The organism is Halorubrum shenae (assembly GCF_051194165.1).
In the GTDB taxonomy this organism is placed as follows: Archaea; Halobacteriota; Halobacteria; order Halobacteriales; family Haloferacaceae; genus Halorubrum.
Window position 1 is genome coordinate 1 of the sequence record NZ_JBLZNI010000031.1, and the last position, 10,701, is coordinate 10,701.

Genomic DNA, 10,701 nt, shown 5'->3' on the forward strand with positions numbered 1-10,701 from the left:
CGTAATGATGGCGTCGGTCAGCGTGTGGTAGTAGTGTGTCTCACGATCAGAGAGCTTCCGACGTGCCCACATCGACTTCTCTGACGGGCCGTTCTCTCCCTCAGTGTCGTACTCAGCTCTGGTGAAGTAGTGTTTGTCTTCTTTGAGCGAGTTTCCGGGGTACAACACGTATTCGTCGGGGAAGGCGATCGTGGCGATATTTGTAATTCCGAGGTCGATCCCCGCAACACCGTCGCCTGCTGTGTCGGCAGATTCGAGCTCGACTTTACAGACGAAGTGGAGTTCCCATTCGTCACCGTTCCAGACGGCACGAACGTTCTGTACGCTGTTGACTTCCGAGAGATCAACATCAGGTCGAGTCTGGTACTCGCAAAGCAGGAAGTCTGAGAAGTGTTCTTTCAGATTCGAGCCTTTCGAGAGTCGGACCCGGTTGTTCTCAGGGTCGTGTTTGAACCCGTCTTCTTTGAACGTCACTGTAGAACGTGGTCGGCTGTCGCCGTGTTTGCGGTAGCCGGGTGGATTCGCCTCACTGAACTTGTGTCGCAGATCGAACCATGACTGGAAAGCGTCAGAAAGTTCTTCAATGACCTTCTGACTGGATTGTGCGTTCAAATCTTTCCAGCACGACTGATTCTTCATGTACGATTTCAGCACACTACCGTTTGGGATCTCACCGGTTGCGTCCCAGATACGGTCGGCTGTCCATCGTGCGACGTTCCAGATTTTCGAGGCAGAGTCTCCGAGCGAATCAAGGCCATCGCAAACCTGTTGGTGGTTCTGGATGGAACCAACGTAGGTGCGTGTGGCCTTAATCGCCATACATAGCCTATGTAAATACACTTAGTTAATGGTGTGGATTAGCGTGGAATATCCAGCCTGCAATCGGTGAGAGACTGTGTCAACGTTGTCGGATTCACTCCCGGCGTAAACGCCGGGATTCTCTCCTCGTAGAAAGATAGGCCGAACCTATTCCCGGCCGCCGCCCGAACCCCGATCCGATGAAGGTGGGGCTCATCTCCGATGTCCACGCGAACCTGCCCGCGCTCGAAACCGTCCTCGACGACATGCCGGCCGTCGACCGGATCGTCTGCGTCGGTGACGTGATCGGATACAACCCGTGGCCGGCCGAGTGCGTCGAGCGCGTGCGCGAGGTCGCGACCATAACCGTCCGGGGCAACCACGACCGCACCGTGGAGACGCCCGAGAAGTACCGAGCCAACCACATGGCCGAGGCCGGCCTCGAACACGCGAAGGAGTCGCTGTCGGCCGACCAGCTCGCGTGGCTCGACGGGCTCCCGCGCGCCGAGACGTTCGCGGGCGGTCGGTACCTCCTCGTTCACTCCCACCCCGCGGCCGAGCGCGAGGACGCGTACGTCTACCCGGAAGAGTTCCCGAACCTCGACCGGCACATGGGCGAGTACGACGGGATCGCCCTCGGCCACACCCACGTGCAGGGGAAGCGGTCGGTCGCGGGCGGAGTCGTGGTCAATCCGGGGAGCGTCGGCCAGCCGCGCGACGGCGACCCGAAGGCGGGGTACGCCGTGCTCGACACCCAGACCGAGGAGGTCGACCTGCGGCGCGTCGCGTACGACATCGATCGCGTGAGCGAGGCGATCGCCGACGCCGGCCTCCCCGAGCGAACGGCCGCACGGCTTTATAAGGGCGAGTGACTGGGCGTCAGGCCGGCCTCACCGACGACCGTCTCACGGCCAGACGCCCGTGACGAACAGCACGTTCCGCACCGCAGTCGCGATCGACAGGACGCCGACGCCGGCGCACATCAGCGTCGCGACGAGCCGGCGGGTCCCGCCCGCGACCGCGACGGGAATTCCGATGAGGACCATTCCGGCGGCCTTGGTGAGGAGCATCCCGGGGACGAGCCCGAACGCCGCGATGAACGCGCTACCGACCGGCGACCCCTCGATGTACTGCCCGCCGGAGAGAGCGAGATAGGTCGAGGCGATGTCGGCGGCGGCGCCGACGAGGAAGAGCCCGACGGCGGCGACGAGATGCGAGGGCACTGCCACTCAGGACGCAACGGACCGATATAAGCTTCCGGGAGACGGCGGCACCGATGAAAACGCCCGACGGAATCTCGGGTGGACACCTGGTCGAACGGACACGGGGTGGTCGCGGCGCGCGCACAGCACGACTTCATTTAAACCGCCGCAACGCGTGTGATCCGACAATGAGTTCGTCCGAGGACGAGTACGAGATCGCGGTTGTCGGCGGCGGGCCGGCTGGACTGACGACCGCCCTGTACGGCGCCCGACTGGGTCACGAGACGGTGCTGATCGACCGCGGCGGGGGGCGCGCGGCGATGATGGCCGACACGCACAACGTGATCGGCATCCCCGAGGAGACCTCCGGTAACGAGCTCCTCGCGACCGGCCGCGAGCAGGTGCAGTCGTACGGCGGCACCTTCGAGCGCGACTTCGTCACCGATATCGAGCGTCTCGACGACGACGACCGGTTCCGACTGACGACGAACGACAGCGAGTTCCTCGCGGACCGCGTCGTGCTCGCGACGGGCTTCTCGGATGAGCGTCCGGACCCGCCGCTCCCGCGGAACGCCAAAGGGCTCCACTGGTGTCTCCACTGCGACGCCTACATGTTCGTCGACGAGCCGGTGTACGTGATGGGCCACGGCGAGGCCGCCGCCCACGTCGCGATGATCATGCTGAACGTGACCGGTGACGTGGATATTCTGACCCGCGGCGAAGAGCCGACGTGGAGCGACGAGACCGCCGCCCAACTCGAGGCGCACCCGATCGATGTCGTCCACGAGGACGTCTCGGGCATCGAGAACGACCCCGGCTCCGGATGGCTGGAAGCGATGGAGTTCGAAGACGGGTCCCGTCGCGAGTACCGCGGCGGCTTTCCGATGTACGGTTCCGACTACAACACCGCGCTCGCCGAGGGGCTCGGCTGCGACCTGACCGAGGGCGGCGAGATCGACGTCGACGACCACGGCCGAACCAGCGAGGACGGCGTGTTCGCGATCGGCGACATCACCCCCGGCCACAATCAGGTGCCCGTCGCGATGGGTCAGGGCGCGAAGGCCGGCCTCGCGATCCACAAGGAGATCCGGGAGTTCCCGCGCTCGACGGAGTCGATCGAGGCGGACGGTCCGGTCGAACCCGACGAGGTGCCCGCCATCTCGCCGGAGCTCATGGCGACCGCGGTCGCCCACGAGGGCCATGCGGGTGGAGCACGGGTGAAAGGCGTCGAGGAAAAAGAGGAGACGCACGCGGCCGACGACGACTGAATAGGACCGGCCGTCAGAGGGATTCCGTCACTTTTCGGAAGGCTGCGCTTAGCGAGTGTAACCGAGCGGGTCCAACTCTCTCCAAATTTCTCTCACTTCGTTCGAGAAATGCGCCGGCCGGGATTTGAACCCGGGCCATGAGCTTGGAAGGCTCAGGTCCTACCACTAGACCACCGGCGCGCGTTGGTGCGTTTGATACTGAACGCGTCTACACGTAGGCCGAACAGTTCTGATAAACGTTCCGTGTTCTCGACGACGGCGGCGCCGCCTCTCTGCCCACGATTGTCAACATCTCTATTTAAAGAGCCACAATATAGCGGGCCGTTCCCGTTTACTTAGAACCGTTTTCAGAGGTTTAGAACCGTTCTGGGTGTATATGTATGTACCCACCCAACCTACATTCGTAAGGTGACGACAATGTCATACCAATCAGGAAATCCACTGGTCGACGATGTCGAGTTCGCACTGGACGGTCCATGGGCTGCATACTGGATCGCCTTCCTCCGCGTGGTGACCGGCTGGTGGTTCTTCCACGCCGGTGTCACGAAGATTATCGAGAGCGGGTTCTCGTACACCTACGGGTCGGCGTACATGCAAGGCATGTCGGGCACCGCGCTCGGTGGCATCCCGGTCTGGATGGGGAACAACCTCGCGTGGCTCATCGAGCCGGGGGTCCCCCTCTTCGAGACGCTGATCGGGCTCGCGCTGATCTTCGGCGCTTTCACCCGGCTGGCCGCGTTCGGCGGGGTCATCTTCATGACCCTGTTCTGGGTCGGCAACGCCGGCTTCGGTCACGGACTGGTCAACAGCGACTTCATGGGCCTACTGCTGTTCATCACCGTGATCATGCTGTCGGCCGGACGGTACTACGGCCTCGACGCGGTCATCGAGAAGCTCTCGCTGGTGCAAGCACACCCGAAACTCCGGTACCTGCTCGGTTAAGAGGTGACATCAAATGACAGATATTATCGACAAGGCGGCGATGGCGCTGAGCGCGGGACTAATGCTGCTCGGACTCGTCGGCATGGGGCTCCTCGAGATCCTCGTCGGCGCGCCGTACAGTCCGGTTCCGCTGACTAACGAGGCGGGCGACGTGATCGCGACCCCGCTGTTCTCGCCGCAGCTCCGGACGGGGGTTGTGCTGGTCGGTGTCGCGGTGCTCGGCCTGTACGCGGCGTACAAGATCGTGACGCCGCTCGCCGAGGACGCGACGACCAGCCACGAGACGATCGCCGACTGAGGCGATTCCCGACTCGACCGTTGCGGCAGGCGGCGCGGCTACTCTTCTGCGTTCCCGTCGGACGACTCGTCGAGCCACGCGTCCGTTCCGTGTACCTCGTCCGTCTCCGGCGTTCCGTCGCGCGTGACGCCCCCGCCGGCGCTCACTCGGCGAAGAGGGCGACCCCGTACGACTCGGCATCCCGATGCGGTCGTCACGCTCGGTCCAATCCCCGCAGTTCGATCTCGGTCCGAGACTCGGGGGCGTCAGACGGTGACGGTCACGTAGCAGTTCCCGCTGGAGACCTCGAACCGGACGACTTCGAGGGCGCTCTCGCCGAGATCGGTCTCAAACTCCGCCGGCGAGTAGATGTGGTAGTACCGCGGGACCGTCTCGCCGCCCGGAAGCGTCCAGTCGACGGTCGTGTCGAACCCCTCGTCCCGGTCGAACCGGTCGTGAGCCGTGCTCCACGTGCTCACCAGCGCGGTCCCGCCGGGCGTCAACACCCGCGCGAGTTCGTCGAGACTCCGGATCCGGGCCTCGCGCGACGGGAGGTGATGGACGGTCGCGACGTACACGGCGAGCTCGACCGCGTCGCTCGCGATCGGCAGGCTCGCGGCGTCGCCGTGGACGAACGACGCCACGTCGGCGTACTCCCGCTCACGGGCCCGGTCGACCGCTTCGCGGAGGAGTTCGCGGCTGAGGTCGACGCCGACGACCGCGGCCGCGTGCTCGGTGAGCGACTCCACGTGCCGCCCATTTCCGCAGCCGATATCGAGCGCGCGCGTCGCGGTGCGCCCGTCGAGAAACGACTCGACCTCCGGCCACGCGTACTCCCTCGTCTTCGAGAAGTGCGCTGCGATCCGGTCGTACGTCGACCGGGGATCGCCGGCTGAGTGGGGGTCCATATCTGGCGGTCGGTCCGGACCGGTTTAGGTCCGATGCCCGAGGGTTCAACGCGACGGCAACGCCGGCTTCGATCGAAACGGGGTCACACCAGACCGATGACGAGGAACGCGGCGAGCGTCAGCGACAGCAGGACGACGACGTGTTTCACGCCGTCGTGGACCGATCCCTCCCCGAGCTGGCCGGCGACGAGTCCGGAGCAGACCGCCTGTATCGCGGCGGCGTGGAAGAACAGCTGTTCGTACGCGGTGGCGTCGATGTCTCCGAGTCCGTCCGTGATCCCTGAGGGACCGCCCGTCGCGCCCGGGAGGTCGCCGGCCCCCGCCGCCGCTCCCGACCCCGAGATGGCCGCCTCCTCGATCGCGGGGATGAACGACACCGACAGCGAGGCGATGATCCCGAGGAACACGAGGAAGGAGATGTAGATCACGATGAGGTACGTTACCATTACCTGTCGGCGCTCTCGGCGGAGCGACCACGTCGCGCGCGCCTCGTCGGCCGCGATCCGGAGGACTGGGCCGATGTCGCCGCTGGCGCGCATCGCGTTCGTGATGAGCGCGACCGCTCGCGAGGTCATCGGCGACCGGACCCGTCGCTCCAGCCGTCGGAGGGCGGTGCCCACGTCGGCGCCCCAGTCGATGTCCCGCCGGGTGCGCTGTAAGTCGTCGGTGAGCGCCTCCAGGTTCGAGTCCGCGACGCGGCGGACGCTCCCGACCACGGAGGTGCCAGCCTCGTTGACGCTGGCGAGCCGGTCGAGGAAGTCGGGGACGGCGGACTCGATCCGTCGGATACCCCGCTTGCGCACCTCGTAGACGACGGCGTAGCTCGCGAGTACGAGCGCGGTCGCGACGACGACCGGCGTCTCGATCTGCGCGACCATCTCGGTCGGCGGTCCGAGGGTGATCGGGAACGCGCCCACGAGCAGGCCGACGATCGCGAGCGGGACGGAGAGAAGGAACACCGTGCGCGGCTCGGCGAGCACGCTCTCAAGCGGCGACGTGGCCCACCGCCGCAGCGTTTCGACCCGGTCGTACGCTCGGAGCCGTTCGCGGCTCGCAGCCCACCCGTCCGCCGACGGCGGTTCGCCCGGCACGCCGCCGTCGGGCTTCGGGCTCTTCCCGGCCCGTGTGCTCGCGGTGTCTCTCGCCGCTGACCCGTCTTCGATCGCCGCCGAGAGGTCGACGGTCTCAGTGCCGCCGATCCCCTGCGTGACGCTGTCGACGTAGACCACGAACCCGAACGTCGCCAGCGGGACCCCGAGATAGACCACGGCGCGCAACAGGGGGAGGGTATCCTCCAACACGAGCCCGATCACGACGAGGATCGTGATGAAAAAGAGCGGACCGGCCACTAACGCGGTGACGTACGCCTCCGCGAACGTCGAGAGCAGTTCGAGGTACCGCTGTTGTTTGGACTCTGCTTCCTCTTGATACAGCTCGTACTGGTCGCTGAGGAACGCCGCGATAGGCTGTCCGGTGCCGAGCACGGACGCGAGATTTTCCGCGAAGTCGGCCAAGTCGTCGCTCGGGGTCCGCCGGGAGGTGCGCTGAAGCGCGGTCAACGCGTCGGTGCCGAAGGCGTTCATGTCGCGAACGGCGACCGAAAGCTCCGTCGCCGCCTCGCCGTACACCGCCTCGTTCTCCGCGAGCGTGTCCAAGACGCGCGGGAACGGCATCCCCGACCGAGAGAGCGCGTACATGAACGCGACGGTCCGGGGGAGGGTGGCGTCGATCTCCGCCCCTCGCGCGTGAGCGCGCTGGTCGAGCAGCTCCCACCGCCCGTAGTACATCGCGATCGCGAGCGCGGCGCCGAGCGTCGCCGACGCCAGCATCAACAGGAGGAACAGCTCGGTGAGTCCGATCTCCGTGAGCCGCGTCACGCCCGCGACGAACCCGAGCGGCGCTGGGAGCGTCTCCCGTAAGGCCGTCTCGCTCACGTCGAGCGCCGAGAGGAGCCCGGCCGCGGCGTAGACGCCGATGACGCTGCCGGCGACGCCGAGCAGGCCCGCGTACAGGAGCGTCTTGGCGGCGTACGTCCGGTGAGTGCCCGCGATGTGGGCGGCGCGCATCAGGTCGCGCTGGCGCTGGCGCCGCGGCCCGTCCTCGCCGACGTAGTCGCCGAAGAGCAACAGCGCAACGCGAGTGACGACCAGATTGGCCCCCTCGTCGACCGCGGGTAGCAGCAGCGCCAGACCACACCCGATCGCGGCGAGTAAGGGGAGGTACGCGATCATTCGTTGCCGCCGTCTCCGATCGGTTCCGAGGGTTTGGTCGTACCGTTGCTCTGCTCGCCGCCCGTGCCGTTGCGTTGGTCGTCAACCTTCCTCTCGTCCCGTTCTTCGAGCCGGTCCATCACGCGCTCGGGGTCGGCGTAGTACTCGTTGACGAGGGCGGTGAACGCCCGGTAGTCGGTGACGCCGAGCCCGCGAAGCAGTTCGAGGAAGCGCTCGCGCCGCCGGACCTCGCGCAGCTGCTCCGATCGGGACCAGCCGCGCTCGTCGGCGATCTCTTCCATGAGCGAGGAGTCGTTCCGGCTGAACTCGTCGGCCTCGGCGTCCCACTCGAACGCCGAGGAGTAGTCGAGCTCCCCGGTACGCTGGTCGATACCGCCGATCTCGCCGATCGTTTTCGCGCGCCGGACGCGCTGGTCGCCCGAGCGAGTCAGCGTCTGGATCGCCAGCATGTCGAGCGACTGGACCATCGCGCGAGGGACGTTGATCGGCTCGTTCTCCAGCCGGTTTATCACCGTCTCGATCGAGTCGGCGTGCATCGTCGAGAAGGTGGTGTGGCCCGTGTTCATCGCCTGGAACAGAGTGATCGCCTCCTCCCCGCGGACCTCCCCGACCACGATGTACTCGGGACGGTGACGCAGCGCGGAGCGGAGCAGGTCGTACATGTCGATGTCGGCGCCCTCGTACCGGCGCTCACGAGTGATCGAGGAAAGCCAGTTGTCGTGGTATAAGGAGAGCTCGCGGGTGTCCTCGATGGAGAGCACCTTCGCGCGCGGCGGGATGAACATCGATACCGCGTTCATCGAGGTCGTCTTCCCCGACGCGGTGCCCCCGGCGAAGATCAGGCTCTTGTTGTGTTCGATACAGAGCCAGAAGTACGCCATCTGCTCGACCGAGAACGTGCCGTACTCAACCAGATCGATCGGCGTGAACGGGTCCTCGGCGTACTGGCGGATCGTGAACGCGGAGCCGCGGGGGGTGACCTCCTCACCGAGGGAGAGCTCGGCGCGGGAGCCGTCCGGGAGCGTCGTGCCCACGATCGGGTCGCCGACGGAGACGTGGCGTCCGGACTGCTGGGCGAGGCGGATGACGTAGTTGTCGAGCTCCGACTTCCCGAACGAGACGTTGGTCTCGATGTCGGTGTAGTCGTCGTGATAGACGAAGATCGGGAGGTCGTAGCCGTCACACGAGATGTCCTCGATGTGGCGGTCGTTGAGGAGCGGGTCGACCTTCCCGTAGCCGCGAAAGTCGCGATAGAGGTAGTACGCGAGCGCGTGGAACGTGTCCATTCCGGCGTCGACGCCGTACCCCTCCAACAGGCCCTCCAGCTCGTTCCGGAGGGTCTCTTCGTCGGTCCGGCCGGTGCCCTCGCGGTAGAGGAGCGGGTCCCGGATGTCGTCGACCACGCGGTCGAGGAGGTCGCGCTCGAACCGGTCGAGATCGGGTTCGACCGCGTAGTACCGGTGTTCGCTCTCGGCGTCGTCGTAGGTGATCACGACGTACGCGTACGGCGCGTTCACCCAGTACCGGTCGACCTCGCGCTCGCCGTCGGGGGGCGTGAAGGCGGCGAGGGGGCCGTCCTGCCCGGGCCTGAAGGGACGAACGTCGATATCGGCCCCTCGAAGTACCTCCCACGTTCGCGAGAGCCGTCGCCGGAGGGCCTCGATGCGGTCCTCGGCGTCGCCTCCGCGGGTGTCACTCGCCATCGTCGTTGCTGAGGCGTATGGGGCGTGGTGGCTTAAATTCCCCCCGGCAATTATCAGCGGCGACAGCGGGAGCCGTCACAGCCGGTGCGACGTCGCGAGCCTCGGCGCCGCCGACTGCGGGAGGCCCGGAGTCGGCGGTGGATCCGCCCGTTACGTTCATACGGGGCGACCGCTAACGTTCCAGTAGGTAATGCGGCGTGATTATTTCGAATTGACTGTCGAAGGCGTTGACACCGACGCCGACCAGCCGGGGCGGCCACTGGTCCGTATCGATTTCCGGGGACCGGACGGGCTTCTCCGCGACCGGCTCTCGGGGACCGACGGTGGCCTCCTCGAGGCCGACGACATCGACGTGGCGTTCCGGCTCCGTGAGCCGCTCTCGACCGCGGACGACTCGGAAGGCGTGGTTGGCGTGACGAACCGCTACACCGGTGACTTCGTCCTCGAACTCAACGAGACCGCCACGGACGTACTCCCCTTCATCCGCGCCGCGCGCGACTCGGCGGGCGATGAGGACGCCCACTACCGGGTCGAGATCGAGGTCGACGGCGAGCGGCTCGTCACCTACGACAAGCACACCTTCCTCGTGTACGACCACGAGGGGAACCTCCTGCGTAACGAGAGCCTGATTCCGTCTGGCGTCGAGCTCTGACCGAGCGCAGCCGCCTCTTCTGCCGTTTTTCCGCCGGTCGGATCTTCCGGGCCTGATCGCGACCCTTCAGAGATAGGGATGGTACATAAGGTCGCTTGCGCGCTCTGTTCTCACGGACGGCAGCCGAATCACGGTACCTCATGACCTCACACGATGACTCTGGACGAGACGCAGACGATCTCTGCCCCGACATCGCGTCAAAAGCGCACACATCGACGTTTCTCGGAGAATCTGATACCCGCCCCTCCATCTGTGTTATCGGGACGGTCGCGGACGCTCTCGAAACGGATCCGAACAATATCGGGCCGCTCTACGAGGTGATCGATCCCGATGCACTCGATATGCTCTTCGAATCGCCGCACAAATTCAAACATGGCTGTGTGAGGTTTCAGTTCGAGGGGTGTACCGTCACCGTCGACGCAGACGGGTGGGTCGCCGTTTCGCCGGGAACAGACGACCGAAAGTGAGGTCGGACGTGCCGTACCCGCGGTCACGCCCCGCCGGTCGGGCGAGCCTTGTCGGCGCCTTCGAACAGGAACGTGAGAATCTTGCGCTCGGCTGCGAAGACGTGTTCCGAGAACGTCGGCGACGCGATTCCGAGTTCGTCGGCCACGTCCTGTCCCGTGCAGTCGCGCGGCCACTCTTGACATCCTCCCCGCGCTAAAGCGCGAGGATTCCTCCGTTGGGGGTTCGGCTACCGACCCACGGAGGCAACTTGCG

General features: G+C 65.7%; 11 protein-coding genes, 1 tRNA gene and 1 pseudogene. 6 read left to right on the forward strand and 7 right to left on the reverse strand.

The features are described 5' to 3' along the window. Positions 1-819: transposase (locus ACNS88_RS17140; RefSeq protein ID WP_435100415.1), on the reverse strand; the 819-nt coding region annotated here is incomplete at its 3' end. Positions 820-998: 179 nt separating this feature from the next. On the opposite strand from ACNS88_RS17140, the gene ACNS88_RS17145 reads away from it, so the two are divergent. Then, complete coding sequence (locus ACNS88_RS17145) at positions 999-1,670, forward strand: metallophosphoesterase family protein (protein WP_435100418.1); 672 nt, start codon at positions 999-1,001, stop codon at positions 1,668-1,670. Between the two features lie 33 nt (positions 1,671-1,703). Here the strand turns inward: ACNS88_RS17145 and ACNS88_RS17150 are convergent, their stop codons facing one another. Next, a complete protein-coding gene (locus tag ACNS88_RS17150; protein WP_435100421.1) occupies positions 1,704-2,021 on the reverse strand; it encodes a hypothetical protein in 318 nt (105 codons plus the stop codon). A 167-nt stretch (positions 2,022-2,188) separates the two neighbouring features. Here ACNS88_RS17150 and ACNS88_RS17155 point away from each other — a divergent pair, with 167 nt between their 5' ends. Beyond that, positions 2,189-3,268 (forward strand): NAD(P)/FAD-dependent oxidoreductase, encoded by a 1,080-nt coding sequence (locus ACNS88_RS17155; protein ID WP_435100424.1) that lies wholly within the window; start codon positions 2,189-2,191, stop codon positions 3,266-3,268. Positions 3,269-3,377: 109 nt separating this feature from the next. Here the strand turns inward: ACNS88_RS17155 and ACNS88_RS17160 are convergent. Then, positions 3,378-3,448: transfer RNA gene (locus ACNS88_RS17160), tRNA-Gly, on the reverse strand. Positions 3,449-3,685: 237 nt separating this feature from the next. Here ACNS88_RS17160 and ACNS88_RS17165 point away from each other — a divergent pair. Beyond that, positions 3,686-4,210, forward strand: coding sequence for a DoxX family protein (locus tag ACNS88_RS17165; RefSeq protein ID WP_435100427.1), 525 nt, complete (start codon positions 3,686-3,688; stop codon positions 4,208-4,210). 13 nt (positions 4,211-4,223) lie between these two features. Continuing rightward, positions 4,224-4,508: a hypothetical protein gene (locus ACNS88_RS17170; RefSeq protein WP_435100430.1), complete on the forward strand. Its 285-nt coding sequence runs from the start codon at positions 4,224-4,226 to the stop codon at positions 4,506-4,508. 245 nt (positions 4,509-4,753) lie between these two features. Here the strand turns inward: ACNS88_RS17170 and ACNS88_RS17175 are convergent, their stop codons facing one another. The 3 genes from ACNS88_RS17175 to ACNS88_RS17185 all read right to left on the reverse strand — a co-directional run bounded on the left by ACNS88_RS17175 (position 4,754) and on the right by ACNS88_RS17185 (position 9,329). Then, the gene (locus ACNS88_RS17175) at positions 4,754-5,395 is read right to left on the reverse strand and encodes a class I SAM-dependent methyltransferase (RefSeq protein WP_435100433.1); all 642 of its coding nucleotides are present in this window, start codon (positions 5,393-5,395) and stop codon (positions 4,754-4,756) included. Between the two features lie 83 nt (positions 5,396-5,478). Next, positions 5,479-7,626 (reverse strand): type II secretion system F family protein, encoded by a 2,148-nt coding sequence (locus tag ACNS88_RS17180; RefSeq protein ID WP_435100436.1) that lies wholly within the window; start codon positions 7,624-7,626, stop codon positions 5,479-5,481. Next, on the reverse strand, positions 7,623-9,329 hold the full coding sequence (locus tag ACNS88_RS17185) for a type II/IV secretion system ATPase subunit (protein WP_435100439.1): 1,707 nt from the start codon (positions 9,327-9,329) through the stop codon (positions 7,623-7,625). The genes ACNS88_RS17180 and ACNS88_RS17185 overlap by 4 nt, the downstream gene beginning before the upstream one ends. Positions 9,330-9,519: 190 nt before the next feature. Between ACNS88_RS17185 and ACNS88_RS17190 the strand changes: the two genes are divergently transcribed. Together ACNS88_RS17190 and ACNS88_RS17195 are read left to right on the forward strand one after the other, a co-directional pair. Further along, positions 9,520-9,981, forward strand: a complete 462-nt coding sequence (locus ACNS88_RS17190; RefSeq protein ID WP_435100442.1) for a DUF5793 family protein — start codon at positions 9,520-9,522, stop codon at positions 9,979-9,981. A gap of 140 nt (positions 9,982-10,121) precedes the next feature. After that, entirely contained in the window at positions 10,122-10,448 is a 327-nt protein-coding gene (locus ACNS88_RS17195) for a HalOD1 output domain-containing protein (RefSeq protein ID WP_435100445.1), read from the forward strand. A gap of 23 nt (positions 10,449-10,471) precedes the next feature. On the opposite strand, the pseudogene ACNS88_RS17200 reads toward ACNS88_RS17195, so the two are convergent. Beyond that, positions 10,472-10,612, reverse strand: a pseudogene (locus tag ACNS88_RS17200) (helix-turn-helix domain-containing protein); the annotation flags it as partial. Positions 10,613-10,701: the final 89 nt, after the last annotated feature.